This is a genomic window from Colwellia sp. 12G3, assembly GCF_002836775.1.
Classification (GTDB): domain Bacteria; phylum Pseudomonadota; class Gammaproteobacteria; order Enterobacterales; family Alteromonadaceae; genus Colwellia.
In genome coordinates this window covers 73879-92645 of sequence record NZ_PJAQ01000002.1, presented here as the reverse complement: position 1 = coordinate 92645, position 18767 = coordinate 73879, and the positions used below count along the sequence as shown (strand labels likewise).

General features: G+C 38.3%; 18 protein-coding genes. 7 read left to right on the top strand and 11 right to left on the bottom strand.

Annotated features, from left to right (window positions below; genetic code table 11):
• The first annotated feature begins 910 nt into the window (after window positions 1–910).
• A complete protein-coding gene (gene htpG / locus CXF71_RS00820) occupies window positions 911–2872 on the top strand; it encodes a molecular chaperone HtpG (protein ID WP_101231097.1) in 1962 nt (653 codons plus the stop codon).
• A 255-nt stretch (window positions 2873–3127) separates the two neighbouring features.
• Complete coding sequence (gene adk, locus CXF71_RS00815; protein WP_101231096.1) at window positions 3128–3772, top strand: adenylate kinase; 645 nt, start codon at window positions 3128–3130, stop codon at window positions 3770–3772.
• Between the two features lie 73 nt (window positions 3773–3845).
• Here the strand turns inward: adk and CXF71_RS00810 are convergent, their stop codons facing one another.
• The 11 genes from CXF71_RS00810 to hisG all read right to left on the bottom strand — a co-directional run bounded on the left by CXF71_RS00810 (window position 3846) and on the right by hisG (window position 13339).
• Window positions 3846–4319 carry a GNAT family N-acetyltransferase gene (locus tag CXF71_RS00810; protein ID WP_101231095.1) on the bottom strand — a complete coding sequence of 158 codons (474 nt, stop codon included), beginning with the start codon at window positions 4317–4319 and terminating at the stop codon, window positions 3846–3848.
• A 15-nt stretch (window positions 4320–4334) separates the two neighbouring features.
• A complete protein-coding gene (locus CXF71_RS00805; protein ID WP_101231094.1) occupies window positions 4335–4631 on the bottom strand; it encodes a DUF6559 family protein in 297 nt (98 codons plus the stop codon).
• 174 nt (window positions 4632–4805) lie between these two features.
• Window positions 4806–5696 (bottom strand): hypothetical protein, encoded by an 891-nt coding sequence (locus tag CXF71_RS00800; RefSeq protein WP_101231093.1) that lies wholly within the window; start codon window positions 5694–5696, stop codon window positions 4806–4808.
• 126 nt (window positions 5697–5822) lie between these two features.
• Window positions 5823–6443: a bifunctional phosphoribosyl-AMP cyclohydrolase/phosphoribosyl-ATP diphosphatase HisIE gene (gene hisIE / locus CXF71_RS00795; protein WP_101231092.1), complete on the bottom strand. Its 621-nt coding sequence runs from the start codon at window positions 6441–6443 to the stop codon at window positions 5823–5825.
• A complete protein-coding gene (gene hisF, locus CXF71_RS00790) occupies window positions 6437–7225 on the bottom strand; it encodes an imidazole glycerol phosphate synthase subunit HisF (RefSeq protein WP_101231091.1) in 789 nt (262 codons plus the stop codon). The genes hisIE and hisF overlap by 7 nt, the downstream gene beginning before the upstream one ends.
• Window positions 7215–7970: a 1-(5-phosphoribosyl)-5-[(5-phosphoribosylamino)methylideneamino]imidazole-4-carboxamide isomerase gene (hisA, locus tag CXF71_RS00785; protein ID WP_101231090.1), complete on the bottom strand. Its 756-nt coding sequence runs from the start codon at window positions 7968–7970 to the stop codon at window positions 7215–7217. The genes hisF and hisA overlap by 11 nt, the downstream gene beginning before the upstream one ends.
• Window positions 7967–8656, bottom strand: a complete 690-nt coding sequence (gene hisH, locus CXF71_RS00780) for an imidazole glycerol phosphate synthase subunit HisH (RefSeq protein WP_101231100.1) — start codon at window positions 8654–8656, stop codon at window positions 7967–7969. Before hisH ends, hisA begins: the two co-directional genes overlap by 4 nt.
• Before the next feature lie 11 nt (window positions 8657–8667).
• A complete protein-coding gene (gene hisB / locus CXF71_RS00775; protein WP_101231089.1) occupies window positions 8668–9753 on the bottom strand; it encodes a bifunctional histidinol-phosphatase/imidazoleglycerol-phosphate dehydratase HisB in 1086 nt (361 codons plus the stop codon).
• Window positions 9754–9806: 53 nt separating this feature from the next.
• Window positions 9807–10952, bottom strand: coding sequence for a histidinol-phosphate transaminase (hisC, locus tag CXF71_RS00770; RefSeq protein ID WP_101231088.1), 1146 nt, complete (start codon window positions 10950–10952; stop codon window positions 9807–9809).
• A 2-nt stretch (window positions 10953–10954) separates the two neighbouring features.
• Entirely contained in the window at window positions 10955–12259 is a 1305-nt protein-coding gene (gene hisD, locus CXF71_RS00765) for a histidinol dehydrogenase (protein WP_101231087.1), read from the bottom strand.
• A gap of 177 nt (window positions 12260–12436) precedes the next feature.
• Window positions 12437–13339 (bottom strand): ATP phosphoribosyltransferase, encoded by a 903-nt coding sequence (gene hisG / locus CXF71_RS00760; RefSeq protein ID WP_101231086.1) that lies wholly within the window; start codon window positions 13337–13339, stop codon window positions 12437–12439.
• A gap of 567 nt (window positions 13340–13906) precedes the next feature.
• Here hisG and CXF71_RS00755 point away from each other — a divergent pair.
• The 5 genes from CXF71_RS00755 (at window position 13907) to CXF71_RS00735 (ending at window position 18654) form a co-directional block, all read left to right on the top strand.
• The gene (locus CXF71_RS00755) at window positions 13907–14263 is read left to right on the top strand and encodes a hypothetical protein (protein WP_101231085.1); all 357 of its coding nucleotides are present in this window, start codon (window positions 13907–13909) and stop codon (window positions 14261–14263) included.
• A 110-nt stretch (window positions 14264–14373) separates the two neighbouring features.
• The gene (locus tag CXF71_RS00750; RefSeq protein ID WP_101231084.1) at window positions 14374–15462 is read left to right on the top strand and encodes an efflux RND transporter periplasmic adaptor subunit; all 1089 of its coding nucleotides are present in this window, start codon (window positions 14374–14376) and stop codon (window positions 15460–15462) included.
• An 83-nt stretch (window positions 15463–15545) separates the two neighbouring features.
• Entirely contained in the window at window positions 15546–16274 is a 729-nt protein-coding gene (locus tag CXF71_RS00745; RefSeq protein WP_101231083.1) for an ABC transporter ATP-binding protein, read from the top strand.
• Complete coding sequence (locus CXF71_RS00740; protein WP_101231082.1) at window positions 16271–17431, top strand: ABC transporter permease; 1161 nt, start codon at window positions 16271–16273, stop codon at window positions 17429–17431. The genes CXF71_RS00745 and CXF71_RS00740 overlap by 4 nt, the downstream gene beginning before the upstream one ends.
• Window positions 17431–18654, top strand: coding sequence for an ABC transporter permease (locus tag CXF71_RS00735; protein ID WP_101231081.1), 1224 nt, complete (start codon window positions 17431–17433; stop codon window positions 18652–18654). The genes CXF71_RS00740 and CXF71_RS00735 overlap by 1 nt, the downstream gene beginning before the upstream one ends.
• Window positions 18655–18767 lie beyond the last annotated feature (113 nt).

Sequence of the window (18767 nt, the reverse complement as noted above, 5' to 3'; positions counted from 1 at the left end):
CACCGTAGCATATCACTTAGGCTAGTTAGCCCGATATAAGAGTAAGATATTCTCCACAGCTATTTAGATAAGCATACCCGAAAGAGTCGGTTTTTTATTGTCTGAAATGTTAAATTTTATCTCCATCGAGTGAAAGGCCATTGTGCGGACGGTAATTTGGCATTGGGATGTTAGGCCTATTTAAAAGGCAAGATTTTCCAAATCAAGCGCTATTAATACATATCACTGCTACAAAAGTAATAGGACTTAGGTATCAGTGGTATAAAATCTCTTATAATTAGTGGCTAAGAAAAACCATTAAGTCGATATCTGTATGCTAAGAGCAAGAACTTTATCTGAAACTAGGTTGTTATTTTTGATGAATAACAATTATTCTTAATAAAAAAATTAATTACTACCTAGGATCTAGAAGTACTACAGTTGAACAATACTTAGTCTGATTAGTCATATTATATTACAATTGCTTTGTATACATTATACTTAATGGTGGGTAGTATGATTATGTTAATAATTTGAAGTTTACTCCCTAAGTGACAAATTAATAACAATATACTCTTTGGTTGGATCTGATCTGTCAATCGTTTCTCCCAAGTGAAAAAGTCCGAAGTAGGGGGCAATTCCTACTTCGGCACCTCACAAATGAATTTTGTAATTCAGTAATAAGTCATTCGTTAGAAATGGCTGCAATTATCGAGTTTAAGCTATCCATTTGATGTCATCTATTAAAGCAAATATGCTCTACTATTTTCTAGGAAATTATCGTTGTTGATAATTCTCTCGATATAATAATAATTGTTGCCAATTACAAAGCAATCCATCATTTTCCCTTGAATTTTTTATCGTTAACCCCACATAGTTTCTAACAACTTTTTAAAAGTATATTAATAATTTTTCACCGGAGATATTTTAGATGTCAGAAACTAATCAAGTACAAAATCATGCGTTTGCATCGGACAACGCCAAGATACTACAATTAATGATCCATAGCCTTTATTCTAATAAAGAAATTTTCTTGCGTGAGTTAGTCTCTAATGCCGCGGATGCTGCAGACAAGCTTCGTTTTAAAGCATTATCAGATAATACACTTTATGAAAACGATGGTGATCTTCGTGTCCGTGTTAGCTGTAACAAAGAAAACAATACATTAACGATCTCAGATAATGGCATCGGCATGAACGTTGACGAAGTTATTGAGCATTTAGGTACTATAGCAAAATCTGGTACTGCTGAGTTCTTCTCGCAGCTTTCAGGTGATCAAGCATCAGACTCACAACTTATCGGTCAATTTGGTGTTGGTTTTTACTCTGCATTCATCGTTGCTGATAAAGTAACTGTTCGTACGCGTAAAGCTGGTGATAATGCCACTGACGGTGTTGAATGGGTGAGTGCAGGTGAAGGTGAATTTACGACAGCTAAAATTGAAAAGACTAATCGTGGTACTGACATCATTCTTCATTTAAAAGAAGATGAATCAGAATACGCGGATGACTGGCGTCTAAAGTCTATTGTTACTAAATACTCTGATCACATTTCTGTTTCAGTTGAAATGTTAACTGCAGAAGTTCCTGCTGTTGAAGCTGTAGCTGAAGTGACAGATGAAAAAGATAATGTAACAAGACCAGCTGCCGAAGCCGTTGATGCTATCCCTGCAGTTTGGGAACCTGTTAACAAAGCTACTGCTTTATGGACGCGTGAAAAATCAGACATTACTGACGAAGAATATAAAGAGTTTTACAAACATGTTTCGCATGACTTTGGAGACCCTTTATTGTGGGAACATAATCGTGTAGAAGGTAAAACAGAATATACCTCTCTTTTATATGTCCCAGGTAAAGCACCATTTGATATGTACAACCGTGAAAAGCAACATGGCTTGAAGTTGTTTGTACAGCGTGTATTTATTATGGATGATGCCGAACAGTTCATGCCGACTTACTTACGTTTTGTAAAAGGTCTTTTGGATTCTAATGACTTACCATTGAACGTTTCTCGCGAAATCTTGCAAGATAACAAGATTACCCAAGCGATTCGTAAGGGCTGTACCAAACGTGTACTGAAAATGTTAGAAAAATTTGGTAATAATGATGCAGAAAAATATCAAGGTTTCTGGGATGAATTTGGCCAAGTATTAAAAGAAGGCCCAGCTGAAGATCATTCAAATAAAGAACAAATTGCTGGTTTACTTCGTTTTGCTTCTACTCATGAAGATACGACTACCCAAAATGTTTCTATAGCGTCATATATTGAACGTATGAAAGAAGGTCAGGATAAAGTCTATTTTGTTGTTGCTGATAGCTTTGAAGCAGCAAAGAATAGCCCTCATTTAGAAGTTTTCCGTAAGAAGGGCATTGAAGTCTTATTAATGTCAGATCGTATTGATGAATGGTTAGTTAGTCACTTAACTGAGTTTGATGGTAAACAATTACAATCAGTTACTCGTGGTGGACTTGATCTTGGTGATATGGACGATGCGGAAACAAAAGAAGCGCAAGAGAAACTTGAAAAAGAGTATGACTCTGTAGTTAAGCGTATTAAAGGTAGCTTAGAAGGTAAAGTGAAAGAAGTTAAGCTTTCTCAACGCTTAACCGAATCACCAGCGTGTATTGTTGCTGATGAAGATGATATGAGTAGTCAAATGGCTAAGCTAATGGCATCAGTTGGTCAAGAAGTACCAGATACATTACCTATCTTTGAGATTAATGGTGAACATGCACTTATTAAGCATGTAGCTGACGAGCAAGATGATGATATGTTCAACCAATGGGTTGAGGTATTATTTGAGCAAGCGATGTTAGCGGAACGCGGTAGCTTAAAAGATCCAGCGAGCTTCGTTTCACGCTTGAATAAGCTAATGCTAAATCTTACAAAGTAAATTGTTTAATCGCTGTATAAGATTTAGATAATACTTTAGTCTTAAAAAGGAGGGTTTCATCCATGAAACACCTCCTTTTTTGATCAATAGGGTCTTTCACCACTTGTTTGCACATAGGCTAACTTGTATAGTGTCTGCCGACATAATTGTAAACTTAAGAAATATTACCTTTGTTAGATCAAATTTAAATTTTAACTATTTAACAAAGGTAATACTTACTTTAACACTTCAATCATCAATTTAAGGTTACATAATATGCGCATTGTTTTATTAGGTGCTCCTGGCGCTGGTAAAGGTACCCAGGCACAATTTTTAATGGCTAAATTTGGTATTCCACAAATATCGACAGGCGATATGCTACGTGCTGCTATTAAAGCAGGCACTGAACTTGGTAATAAAGCTCAGGCAGTAATGGACGCAGGACAATTAGTTTCTGATGATCTGATTATCGGCTTAGTCAAAGAGCGTGTAGCTCAAGATGATTGTAAAGCTGGTTTTTTACTTGATGGATTTCCTCGCACAATTCCACAAGCAGATGCTATGAAAGAAAATGATATCACAGTGGATCATGTACTTGAGTTTGATGTACCTGACGAAGTGATTGTTGAACGTATGGCTGGCCGTCGTGTACATTCTGGCTCTGGTCGTGTTTATCATCTTGTTTACAACCCGCCAAAAGTTGAAGGCAAAGATGATGTTTCTGGTGATGATCTATCTATTCGTCCAGATGATGAAGAAGCAACAGTACGTAAACGTTTAGCTATCTATCATGAGCAAACTAAGCCTTTAGTTGACTTCTATCAAACAGAAGCCACATCAGGTAACTGTAGCTACTTAACTATTGATGGCACTCAAGCTGTTGAAAAAGTTAATGAATTATTATCAGCTCAATTAGCTTAAATTATAGTAACTCAGTTAATAAAAAACTCGCTAAGGCGAGTTTTTTTGTTTCAAGAGCACCGGTATACTTATCTTATTCTCTAATCATAGCAATGTGGGGTATATCATCTTCTAGGTACATTTCGGACACCTGAGTGAAACCATGCTGTTGATAATAGGCTTTCAAATGTTGTTGTGCTGAAATCTTAATGCTTTGGTTGGGAAAGTATTGCTGACTAACTATTAATGCTTCTGTCATTAACTGATGACCTAAACCTCCCCCTCTGGCTTGAGGTGCCGTTGCAACTCGTCCTATACTGACATAGTCAGGGTAGGTTTGACCTTTTGGTAAAATACGGAGATAAGCGACAAGTTTCTCTGCTTGATAACCTAATAGGTGTAAAGTTTCAGGATGTCTATCTAGCATCCCTGTATCACTGTCTAAATCAGGATAAAAACAAGTTTGCTCAACAACAAAAACATCAATGCGTAATTTTAGTACATCATATAATTGGTTAAGTGATAGTTCTTCAAATCGCTTAATTTGCCAAGTAGTATCTGTCGTCATAATTAGTAAGTTCTGTTAAATATTTAGTAGTTTTAAATAACCGTAATACTTTCGAGTACTAAGGTAATCTTTAATTTCTTGTTTATACTTTCGAATACACAATTCTGGAAATTCAGTGGTAATCACTTTACTTAGATCACAAGAATCAAGAAATAATATGTACCCTAGAGGCAAGTAACTTGGATTGAAATTACATTGATAAATGGTCGCTCTAACTTGGCTGGCATTATAGAAGGTATGTTCACCATATCGGCGCTGTAACTTTGGTAAAAGTTTATTTCCGTATTTTTTTATTGATCTACGCTTAAACATAGCCACTCCTTAGCCAGTATCTCTTATAATAACTCATGTAGGTGAAATGATTATTACAATGAAGAATACCTTCCGCTTCACTTAATTATTTTTATTTTGCAGCATATTACTACATGTCATTAACAAATTCGATAACTTATGAGTGATTAGCAAGTTATGGGTTAGAGTAATTTATTAAGGATTTATAATTTTGACTATATCCCTATCGACAAAAAAACCAGCTTGCTGATATGCTTTTACGATAGCACCCTGTTGACGAAGAATTTTTAAGCCTTTATTAATCGCTAGATAGGCTTCTTGTCCCCTAGGGTGTGCCTTACTAATAACAAAATGTCGAGAGTCTTTAAGTACTACACCAATATTTTTAACAGGTACTAAATGTACTTTATCCATGGTGAAGCTTTGATCTGGGGTAGAGTTAAATGGCATTAATATAAAATCTATCCATTGTATATTGACCATTCTCACCATAGAGAGCCAAGAGTCATCTTGAGTAAGACTTTTAAGCGGTAAGTCTTGTAATGTTTTCCAATCTGTACGCCATTTAGGTGTTGATACAGAGGTTAATTCAGCAAGGTCACTTAATTTTTTCACTGCCAAGGTTTTACTGTTTTCAGGACTTGTATAGATACCTGCGACGTACTCACCATTTCGGATCACTTCGTCAGAGATATAGACCTTACTGGCAAGAGGGAGAGCATCTTGCTGCCAATAAGAATCAAAGCTAATAAGTAGTTGACCATTTTGCAACATCTTAGTGTTACGAAAATTAACTTTACCAGGGGCGTAGCTGAAGCGATGTTCAAAGCCTCCCAGTTTAAGGGCTTGCTGAGCAATAATCATATCTACTACATCGCGGCGAATGTTTTCACCTGAGAAGTTATCTATGAGGCTAATATCTCTATCAGCAACAAACTTTAGGTAGTCAATGTAGACATCATCACGAATATAAATAAGTACACTATCTTGTCTCGCATACGCATATTGTGTAATGCAAAAAAGAGCAATGATGAGTAGTGCTTTAGTCAATGGTGCTCGATTAAAACCATAAGATGAATTTGCCATAAAGAATACCGTTCAGTTATAAACTACATTACCGATAATAAATAAAAGCATCCTTGTTGTATTAAACATAACAAGGATGCTGCTATTTAGCAAAGTCGCTTTCAGAGGAGTTACTTAGCAGGAGAACTATTTGTTATGACGCTCTTGTAATACTTGCATAACTTCACTGAGCTCAATTTTTTGATCAGCCAGTAATACTAGTGTGTGGTAAAACAAATCAGCGCACTCACCTAATAAGTCTTCTCTGGTTTCAGCGACAGCAGCAAGTGCCACTTCAACACCTTCTTCACCTACTTTTTGAGCCATTTTAGTGGTGCCGCGAGAGAATAAGTGCGCGGTATAACTCTCTTTAGGGTCATCATCTTTGCGTTGCTGAATTACTTGCTCAAGTTGGCTTAGGAAGTTTTGTTGAGTAAGTTTTTGCTCTGGGAAACAAGATTCAGTCCCTAAGTGACAACTTGGACCAACGGGCTCACAAGCAATGAGTAAACTGTCGTTGTCGCAATCAGTTAATACTTGTTTAACTTCTAGAAAGTTGCCGGAAGTTTCGCCTTTAACCCATAATGCTTGTTTTGAACGGCTAAAAAAAGTCGCTTTTCCTGTGGATAACGTAGCAGTTAATGAGGCTTGGTTCATATAACCTTGCATTAATACAGCACCTGTTGCTGCGTGTTGAATAATAGCAGGTATCAAGTTATCCATTTTCTGCCATGCTAACGCATCGATATTATCTTGGTTTATTAACATGGTCTCACCTCAATATTTTGGTCTTTTAAATAATCTTTTAAATCTTTAATTGCAATAACACCTTTATGAAAAACTGATGCGGCGAGTGCACCATCCACATCGGCTTGCAGGTAAACATCACTGAAATGCTCTATAGTACCAGCACCACCAGAGGCGATTAAAGGCACGCTACAAACAGCTCTTGCTTGCTTTAATTGTTCAATATCATAACCTTGACGAACACCATCTTGATTCATGCAGTTTAATACTATTTCACCAGCGCCTAAACTCACTACTTTTTCAATCCAATCAAAGGTGGTCCAGCCTGTTTGTTGCGTACGTTTTTCATCACCGGTAAATTGGTAGACCTGATATTCGCCTTTGCCGTTGTTAGCATCTTTGTTATAAAAACTATCAACACCAACAACAATACACTGCTGACCGAAAACGTCGGCTAAACGAGTAATAAGTTGGGGATCTCTTAGCGCAGGAGAGTTGATGCTAATTTTATCAGCGCCCATCATTAAAATTTCTTTAGCATCAGCTTCGCTTTTTATGCCGCCAGCGACACAAAAAGGAATATCAATAACTTCTGCAATACGACTGACCCAACTTTTATCAACAACACGACCATCTGAGCTTGCGGTAATATCATAAAAAACGAGTTCATCTGCGCCAGCTTCAGCATATTGCTTAGCTAAGGGCACTATATCACCAATAATCTCATGATTACGGAACTGTATGCCTTTGACTACTTTACCATCACGTACATCGAGACAGGGAATAATTCTTTTAGCTAACATTAGCTTTCTCCACTTGTGGCCAACATGCGATAGCCTCTTCTAAAGTGAACTTTCCTTCAAGCAGTGAACGGCCCAATATCACGCCACTAACCCCCGTTGGAATAAGTGCTTTAATATCATCTAAGCTACCAATGCCGCCCGAAGCTTGCCAGTCAATTTCAGGGTACTTTGCACAAACTTCAGTATACAAATCAACATTAGTGCCTGTTAATGTGCCATCCTTACTAATATCCGTACACAGCACATGCTTTATGCCTGCATCTTGATATTGGGCAAGTAAATCTTCTAGATTAACACCACTATCTTCTATCCAACCATGGGTAGGAAGTGTTTTATTACCTTGTGCATCAATTTTAATATCAAGAGCGAGAACAATTTTTTCGCAGCCATATGTTTTAAGCCATTGTGTTACCAGCTCAGGCTGCTTAATCGCTAAGCTACCAATAACAACACGATCAGCACCGAGTGCTAGCAGTTGCTTTACATCATCTTCACAACGAACACCACCACCAACTTGAATCGTCATTGATGGGTGTTTTACTACCGTTTTTAGCGTTTCTAGTTGACGTTTTGTACTGTCTTTAGCACCATCTAAATCAACAAAGTGCATAACCGTAGCACCTGATTTTGCATAGGATTGTTGGCGTTCTTGTACGGTGAATTGATAATTGGTTTTTTGAGCGTAATCGCCTTGGTATAATCGAACTACTTCACCATTGATTAAGTCAATTGCTGGGATCATCATAACTTGGTTTGCTCCTGCTTAACTTCTGTGAAGTCTAATTCTAGAAAATTTTGAATGATTTTACTGCCTAAAGCACTTGAGCGTTCAGGGTGAAATTGACAGCCAATAAAGTTGTCTTTGGCGATGGCAGCCGAAAAGCTACTACCGTATTCGCAACTAGCGATAGTGTATTCACTTATTGGCGCAGCAAAGCTATGGACAAAGTAGAAGTAATCACCTGCCGTGATACCTTTAAAAACAGGATGGTCACTTACTTGTGTGAGTGTATTCCAACCCATATGTGGCAATCTATTACCTTGTGCTTGTAATGGCTCAACCTTGGTAGGAATTAGATTTAAGCAAGGCACTATGTTACTAGTATTGTTTTCACTGCTACTTTCTGTTGAAGACTTTTTACCCTCGGTTGAGGACTCTGTCATTAACTGCATGCCTAAGCAAAAGCCAAGTACGGGCTGAGTTAAGTTTTGCAATACACTGACTAAGTTTTTAGCTTTGATATTAGCCATGGCATGCTTAGCAGTACCAACCCCTGGAAGTATTACTTTATCAGCGCTTTGTATTAAGGCAACATCATCAGTAATAGTTACTTGGTAACCCAAGCGTTCAACAGCAAACTTTACTGACGCTAAATTGGCACAACCCGTATCGACGATGACATTCATCGCGGTTGAAGTGCTATTTGTCATTACCTGCGCCATTAGAGTGACCCTTTAGAACTTGGCATAGCGTCGCCATCAACCTTTATCGCTTGACCTAATGCTCGGCCAAAAACTTTAAATAAGCTCTCTACTTGATGATGACAATTTCCTTTACTGGTTGATAAATGTAAAGTAATTAACATAGAGTCGGCAAGTGAACGGAAAAAATGAGGCACCATTTGTGTCGACATGGTGCCAACATTATCACTGGTAAAGTCAGCATCAAATTCTAACCAAGGACGACCAGAAAGGTCGATGGCACATTCAGCACGACATTCATCCATAGGTATTGTAAAACCAAAACGATTAATACCGCGTTTATTGCCTAAGGCCTTTCTTAGCGCTTGCCCTAAAGCGAGAGCGGTATCTTCAACACTGTGATGTTCATCAATGTGGTAATCACCACTCACATTACAGGTTAAGCTAAAACCGCCGTGCGTCGCTATTTGATCTAACATGTGATCAAAAAATCCCAAACCCGTGTCTATTTTACTATCACCGGCTTTATCTAAATTCACCGTCACCGTTATATCTGTTTCTTTCGTAGTACGGGTAACTGTGGCGATTCTTGGTTGTTCTAATTGGGTAATAATTTGCTCGCTAACTTGAGCCCAAGTTAATGTTTCGCGATTATATTTGATACCCACAATACCCATGTTAGCAGCAAGGCCCATATCAGTTTCTCTATCACCTATAACAAAAGAGTTAGCAAAATCAACGCGACCTTGTTGAAGGTAGTCACTCACTAAGCCAAGTTTAGGTTTACGACAGTTGCAGTTGTCTTCATCAAAATGAGGACAAAGTAATACGTCTTGAAATACTATGCCTTGAGAACTAAATATTTCCATCATTTTGTCATGAGGTAAATCAAAATCGCTTTGTGGGAAACTCTTTGTTCCTAGACCATCTTGATTGGAAACCATAACAAGTTTAAAACCTTTGCCTTGAAGCTTTAAAAGCTCTGCAATGACATTCGGCTCAAAAACCAATTTCTCTAAAGTATCAAGTTGCTTGTCACTAATTGGCTCTTCAACTAAGGTACCGTCACGGTCGATAAATAATATTTTCTCTTGGGTATTACTCATAAAATGCTCTTCATTATTTCGTTACGCTAGCTATAATGCTGCGATAAATTTATTTATAGTGTGTTTAGTCGTTGTTTTAACTGTTCTAGTTCATCAGCACTGCCAATACTAATTCGAAGACAATTTTCAAGCTGTTGTTGCTTAGATTGGTCACGAATTAAGATGTTGTTAGCTACTAATAGATCAAAAACTTTGTTTTTATCTTCAGTATTATTGCAGCTAAATAATATAAAGTTAGCGTCGCTGGGGAAAGTATCACTACACCAGTGTTGCTGCTTGAGCCAAACATTTAATTGTTCTCGTAAACTATTAGTGCTATTTACCCTAGTTTGCATAACAGCTAAGTCATTAGTTAATGCTTGGCTAGCAATTTCTGCAACGGGTGCAGCAATTGGATAGGGTGCAATAACTTTACTTAATAACGTTATTATTTCTTTGTTTGCCAAGGTAAAACCACAACGTAAACCGGCTAAGGCAAATGCCTTTGATAAAGTTCTTAGTACAATCACGTTATCATATTGATTTATGAGTTTAGTATTTACTTGCTCACCATCTAATATAGTATTGGTGTATTCATAGTAGGCTTCATCAACAACAACGATAGCACTATCTTTAAATAGCTCTATTGCTGCTTTAATTTGTGCTTGCGGTAAGGTATTGCCCGTAGGGTTACCTGGCGAACATAAAAAGACGACTTTTACCTTACCCACTTGTGCTTTTAACCCTTCAAGGTCGAGTTGACACTTTGCTTCTGGGGTATTAACCAATGGCACGCTAACAATGCTTGCGCCATGATTCTCTGCGCTAATGGCATACATACCGTAGGTCGGTGGGCAAATTAAAATACTATCTTGATAAGCGCGACAAAAGCTGCGAATAATTAATTCGATACCTTCATCGGCGCCACGTGTCGCAAGTATGTTATCCACGGGTAATCTGCAATAATTACTGTAAGCATTTAATAACGCTTTTGGCTGAAAATCAGGATAACGATTAATATTTTCACTCGTTAACTGATACTTACCTTGCCCAGGAGCCTCATTGGCATTAAGCCACGTTTTGCTGTTAGCTTGCTCATTATCACCGCTGGCAAATAATCGCCTTGCAGACTGATATGGCACCATATCGACCAGCTCTTCTCTTGCTAACTTCTCTATCAAGGTGCTAGCGACTAAACTACTTTTCGCTGATAAGGTCATAACTAAGCGCCTTCTTCTAAGCGAATAGTCACAGCGCGCTGATGTGCATCCAAACCTTCAGCATCGGTTAACTCAATAATACACTCAGCTAAACTCGCCAAACCTGCTTTGGTAATTTCTTGCACGGTATAACGACGAGAGAAATCTGCCAGTGATAAACTTGATATCACTTTTGAGTAACCATAAGTCGGTAATACGTGGTTGGTACCGCTAGCATAATCACCAGCCGACTCAGGCGTATAAGCACCAACAAAAATTGAACCTGCATTACGTAAACTGGCAAGCAGGGTGGGTGCATTTTCAGTTTGAATAATTAAGTGTTCAGGGCCGTATTCATTAGATACGGCAACTGCTTGAGATAAATCTTTAGTTAATATTAAGCGAGATTGGGTTAATGCTTGTTCAGCAATTTCACGTCGTGACAATGTGGCTAATTGCTTTTCTAACTCTGTAGATACTCGTGTGATTAACGATTCACTATCACTAAGTAGTATTACTTGGCTATCAACACCGTGCTCTGCTTGTGATAATAAGTCGGCAGCGATAAAGGCCGGATTTGCTTGCTCGTCTGCGATAACCAATACTTCAGAAGGACCGGCTGGCATATCAATAGCAAAGCCAGGAACTTGCTGTGATAATTGGGTTTTTGCTTCAGTAACATAACGGTTACCAGGGCCAAAAACTTTATTTACCGCCGCTATTGTTTGTGTACCATACGCAAGTGCAGCAATAGCTTGTGCGCCACCTACGGTATATATTTCACTAATACCACAAAGATCAGCAGCCACTAATACTTCATTTGCCAGTTGACCATTTTTATCAGGCGGACAAACCAGTGCCGTACGCTGACAACCGGTAAGTTGAGCCGGAACACCTAACATTAATACTGTTGAGGGTAATGGCGCCGAGCCAGCAGGGATATATAGACCAACACTTTCAATAGCTTCAGTTTTTAAAGTACATTTAACACCGGGCGTAGTTTCAACCGTTATATCGTTCGGCTGTTGTGCGCTATGAAATGCTTTTATTTGCTGATAAGCGGTATTGATAGCTTTTAAACGTTTAGCACTAAGGGCTAACTTGGCTTGAGCTACTTGTTGCGGGCTCACCTTTAAGGTGTCTAGCGCAATACCATCAAACTGTTCAGTTAACGCATAAATCGCTTTGTCGCCTTGATTTTTAACTTGCGAAATAATGTTGGCAACTTGCGTTGATAATAAGGCACTATCTGCTATTGCAGGTCGAGCAAGTGCAAATTTTTTCTGCTGCTCTGATAATTCTTGCCAATTGATTAGTTGATTAATCATAATTCTTTCTCGGTATTAATAATTCAATTTTCACTGCATATCTTAAGCAGTCAATATACGCTAAATATTTGTGACTTCAGCAAAGCCGTCAAGTTGTGAGTTGCCTGAACTTAGTGTTCTAAGTGATGGTAACGAACAACGCCGACAATGCAGCTGAAGTTACAAGTATGACGCGTATTAGCCCATCATCTTCTCAATTGGCATAACTAGGATTGAGTGACAACCTAAGGCTTTTAACTGTTCCATGGTTTCCCAAAAAAATGTTTCTGTTGCTACTACGTGCACTGCGACCAAATCATCACGATCGGCAAGTGGTAAAATAGTGGGAGTTTCTGTACCGGGCATTAATTTACTGACTTGTGCTATTTTATCTTTTGGTGCGTGCAGCATGATATATTTGCTTTCTTTCGCTTTCATAACGCCGTGAATCCGTGGCAATAAAGTATCTAAAATGGCTTGTTTTTCTTCACCTAATGAGTCTGCTCGTTGAATTAAGGACGCTTTTGAACGAAAAACTTCAGCCACTTCTTTTAAGCCATTCGCTTCAAGTGTTGCGCCAGTAGAAACTAAGTCACAAATACCGTCAGCTAAACCAACACGAGGTGCGACTTCAACCGAACCTTTTAACAAACAAAATTCCACGTTAATGCCATTAGCTTTAGCAAAGCGATTTAATAATTGCGGGTAAGTTGTGGCAAAACGTAAACCGTTTAAACACTCTAAGCCCGTATATTCAAATTCTTCAGGCATTGCAATTGAAAAACGACAACCACCAAAATCTAGCGTGGTAGTACGAATGTAGTCAGACTTGTTGCCTTTTAATTGACGATCCAACTCTTCTTCTTCGAGCGTGTTATCACCAACAATGCCTAAGTCACAAACGCCGTCCATAACTAAGCCTGGAATATCGCTACTGCGAACACGCATAATATCAATAGGCATATTACTGACATGAGCTAATAATCTTCTATCGCTCAGGTTTAACTTTAATCCACAGTGCTTAAGTAGTTTTTGGGTATCTTCACTTAGGCGTCCTGACTTTTGCATGGCAATGCGTAAACGTGGCTCTGATGTGCTCATAATGATAATTCCTATCGTTTTTAATCTTAAAATTTGTCATGTATATACAATTTCTTATTCGCTAAAATGCGAAAAACCCCCGAGAGAGTCGCGACTCTTTCGGGGGTTTAGCAATTACAGTTACTTCTATTAAGAGGTTGTATTCTGCTTTTTTAAACCACTGAAAGGCCACTTGCCCTCCAGTAGTTTACTGATTAAGTAAACCTGAATGGGCTAGTTGTTATGATGGTGGTGATGTCGGCTATTCAGGTTAATAATCATGCTTAAAAAATCTCTATTGTTAGTCATTTGCTGTTAACTTAATGGTACTGTAAAATTAAATTAACAGCTTGAAAAAATAATTTGTTTTGATGATGTTTACACTACTGCTTAATTAAGATAGCTGCAAGTAATAAATAAACGTTTTTTATTACGATTTGTTATATATAACTTGCTTAAAGTTATTACTCTAAATTACTGCATAACTAGAAGTTAAGGCTTATGGGTTAAAGGTTTTGAGTGAATAGTCGATAATAAGGTAGTACAACGTATTTATTAAGTCATGTAAAAACAGCGTAGGAATTAAAGATGGATATTTTTACTACTCAATTAACACGTGTAGTTCCTGTACCGATTAAGCCAGCAAGCTTAAAGGTGAAAGCACTGCTTAAAGATGCGGCTAACACTAAACTTAGTCAAGACCCTGATCATCTTGAATACCATGAATATTATTTTACCAAGGAAGACGATCAATACCACTCCAGCCAGAAAGAGGCTAAACAGGATAGTAGTAAAGAGCAGCATGCTCAGCTAGAAACTGACATAAAAGAAGCAGAATCTAATGACGATGAGTTAGCCGCTAAAAAGTCTGTGGAGCCAGAAACGTCAGATGAAAAAACTGACCAGAAAAATAATAAACCTAAGCACCTAGATTTATACGCTTAGTGGCTAAACAGCCAAAAGTCATGCATCGACACACTTAATATCATTACTTTTGGCACTGTTTAACTAAGCCGACAATTCTTATCATTCTCTTAACTTATTAGGAGAATATAATGCCCCGAAATTTAGATATTGAACAACTCACCATTGACCGAAGTGTTACTCATAGCAAAACTCTTTTTTCTTCATTAAGCGCTAAAGTGATATTAAGTATCATGCTGCTTGTTTTATTGTTCGTTTGGGCTTTTGTTATTCAAGCAGCATACCAACCAAGTGATCAAGGACTAACGTCAGCAACTAATACTACTCAAGTCGTTGATACGGGTAATCAGGAAAACACCTTAACTGCCAATGTTGTTATAAGCACAGGCGACGTTACACAAGCCAATAGTCCTCTAGAAAAAGCTACCGACATAATAATTAACAGTTCAGTGCTTGATGCAAGCGGACATATAGTCGCTAGACGTATCGCTACTGTGTCATCACGCGTCACAGGAAAGTTGAACAAGTTAAATATTGAAGAAGGCCAGCGAGTTCAAAGTGACCAAATAATAGCTGAGTTAGATGATAGGCAAGCAATAATTTCTTACCAACTAGCACAAGCTGATTTAACCGCTAATAGAGCGCGTTTTCATGAGCTGAATATAGTGCACCAACATGAATTAAAGCGTCTCGAACGTCAACTAATCCTATTTGAAAAATCACTTATTAGTGAGCAATTTCTTGATGACAGTCGTTTTACTACTGAAAAAATTGCTGCGCAATTAACTAACAAAAAAGCCTTAATTGATTTAAGTCAGCAGAAAGTTGCGCTCGCTCAATACCAATTAGAGCAACACAAAATACGCGCGCCGTTTGATGGGGTTGTCATCAGTAAAAATGCGCAAGTAGGAGAGTTAATTTCTTCAGGCTCTTCTGGCGGAGGTTTTATCCGAACAGGGGTTGGCACTATTGTTGACATGAGTTCATTAGAAATAGAAGTAGAGGTTGCTGAAAGTTATATCAATCGAGTTCACGCTAATCAGAAAACCATCGCCACGTTAGACGCCTACCCTAATTGGCAGATATCCAGTGAAGTTATTGCTGTTATCCCAACAGCTGATAGGCAAAAAGCCAGTATTAAAGTACGCGTTAAGTTGCATACAACAGACGCACGAATATTGCCAGATATGGGAGTCAAGGTCAGCTTTTTAAAAAGCTGATAAATAGTATGGAAACTAACTAACGCTAAACCGACTCGCTTTTAAGCAACTATCAAGTAACTGACAATAATTAGGTAAATATTATGCAAACGAATAACCCAACTAAAATAGCCATCCAATTAAAGCAAATAAATAAAAGTTACCAAAAAGGTAGTAACAATGTTGTTGTGCATGACAATTTTAATTTATCGATAGCGGAAGGTGAATTTGTCGCTTTGATGGGGCCATCAGGCTTAGGTAAAAGTACATTACTGCATTTAATTGGTGGCTTAGATTTACCCACCTCAGGCAGTGTCATTATTGGTGAACAGCGAATTGATACCTTATCCGAGATAAAATTATCAACCTGGCGGGCAGAAAATATTGGTTTTGTTTTTCAATTGCATCATTTATTACCGGTATTAACCGCGCAAGGTAATGTTGAGTTACCTTTGTTATTAACGCCATTAGATAACAAGCAAAGAAAGCAACATGCCAGCTTAGCACTGCGTTTAGTGGGTATGGAGGCACGAGCTAACCATCTACCTAAAGAGCTTTCAGGTGGGCAAGAGCAAAGAGTTGCCATTGCTCGCGCCATTGTCAGTGATCCTAAAATTATTTTGTGCGATGAACCTACCGGTAATTTAGATAGAAAAACGGCCGATGAAATTTTGACTTTATTAGCCGCGCTTAATAAAGATTATGGCAAAACTATTGTCATGGTGACTCATGATTTAAGGGCGAGTGAATATGCCAGCAGAGTGATAAATTTAGAACAGCACATTGAAGAGGGCAAACAAAGCCAATTGTCTGTGGTTGAGGTGAACTCATGAATATATTCCAGCTAGTTTGGCGTAATAGTTTTCGTAAAAAAACGCGCTTTAGTTTGACCTGTTTATCCGTCATGATTGCTTTCTTTTTATTCTCAATTTTAGCCGGTATTAATCATGCGCTAACAAGTAATGTCAGTAGTAATAATCAATACAGGCTACTTACCAGCCATAAAATATCCCTTGCCCGTTCATTACCACTTAATTACCAACAAAAAATTTCCGCCATTGCAGGCGTGGACAGTGTTAGTTATGCCTCTTGGTTTGGCGGATTTTTCAAAGATGAAACGAATCAACTAGCCGTTTTGGCGGTCGATCATAAAAGTTACTTTGAAATGTTCGATGAATATAGCATGCCCAAATGGCAGCTTGAACAATGGAAAAACACACGGACAGGCTTAGTCGTCGGCCAAGCCATTGCCAATAAATATGGCTGGAAAGTCGGTGATAAAGTACCGCTGAGCTCTTCCATTTGGATGAATAGAGAAGGGGGTTTTACTTGGCAATTTACTGTGTCTGCAATCTATCAAAATGCAGCAAGCGCGAGTGAAGAAAAGCAAATATTCTTTCAACATGCCTATTTTGATAAAAGCCGTGCTTATGCGCGTAATATGGTGAGTTGGTTAACACCAAAAGTAGCAGAGCAAGCCGATATAGATAAAGTGAGTCAGCAAATCGATAAGTTATTTGCCAACTCTACTGGCGCAACAAGAACAACGACCGAACAAGTATTCATCAAAGAGCGGGTACAACAGTTTGTTGATATGGCGATGGTTATTAAACTAGTTGTTATTGCAGTGTTTTTTACTCTGCTGTTAATTGTGTGCAATACCATGATGCAAAGTAATCGAGAACGGCTAAATGAAAGTGCCATGATGAAAGCATTGGGTTTTTCTAGTCGATTTTTGATCACTCAAGTGTATTTAGAGTCCTTTTTTATGTTAGCACTTGGCGCCTTATTCGGCTGCATATCCGCAAAATTATGCTTAGCTTATGTTAGCCATCTGTTTGCTGATTTTCTTCCCTCAATGGCTATTGATAATGCGCATTATCTCAATGTCATTTCGCTGGTTTTTCTTGCCGCAACACTGTGTAGTTTTCTACCCGCTTTATCCCTAAAGCGTCTAACTATAAGTCATACCTTAGGAGCAAAAGCATAATGTATAAGCTAATCCATGATAGCCGAGCTAAATTGAAGCAAGCGGTGGCTTTAGCTACCATCAATTTGAAAAGCTTTCCACATAGAGCTATTGCTTCATCGGTAAGTATCTTGAGCATTGCCTGTGTTGCCGCGGTAATTTTATCGGTACTAGCTATGACGCAAGGTATGGTTAAAACGTTAGAGAGAACGGGTCTTGATAACACGTTAATTGTGATGCGCGCAGGCGCAGTATCAGAATTGCAAAGTGTTATGTTTCCTGCAGAAGTTAATATTCTCGCAAACAATAAGCAAGTACTGAAAAATAGTGATAACCAAGCAATGGTTTCTGCGGAAATGTTTGTTAATGCAGAAATGCTTCATATTGATAAATCAGGTGAAAAGCACATTGAAAAACTAGCATTAAGAGGCATTAGTAAAAATACTTACCACTTTCGACCCAACTTTAACATGATAGCCGGCGAAAAGTTTAAAACTGGCTTACGACAAGTCATTATTGGACAAGCAATCGCTAGAAAAATCCCAGCATTAACCGTTGGTTCTACCATTACCCTTGGTGGTGCTCGTTGGTTGATTAGCGGTGTTTTTAGCGATAATAATAGTGTTTTTGAGTCTGAGTTATGGGCTGATATTGGCATGGTACAAAGTGACTATCAGCGCGGTAACACCTTACAATCTGTTCGGTTAGCCCTTAAAGCCAATACGGATATAGCTCAACTTAACCAAGAGTGGCAAGATGATCCGCGTTTAAACTTACGCATAATGCTTGAAAAACAATTTTTTGCTAACCAAGCGGAGAACTTAACGCGATTAATACGCTGGGTTGGTTTTCCTGTAGCATTTATTATGGCACTGGGCGCTATGATCGCGGCCCTAAATACCATGTATGCCACTATCGCTAGTCGTAGTAAGGAAATAGCTACGCATAAAGCGATAGGCTTTAGTGCTTTTGCTATTTGCTTTTCTATTCTTATCGAGGCATTGCTGATTGCTCTAGTTGGTGCGCTACTGGGAATTTTACCTTTGTATTTTATTTTTGATGGTTGGACGGCATCAACCCAAGATGCCAATAACTTAAGTCAAATGATGTTTAATTTTGAGCTATCTATGGACTTAATTGTTCAAACGTTACTTTTCTCTATCACCATTGGTTTATTAGGTGGCATTCTGCCAGCGGTAAAAGCGATGCGTCTACCAGTAACCGTAGCACTAAGAGACAATTAAGTTGGCATTTACAATGGCCTAAATATCCAATAACTAGGTTGCTTTCAATTGCAATAGCTAGCCATTACTCAATCAAGCGGCTAGTTTTGGAATATTTATTCCCCTTGTTTATC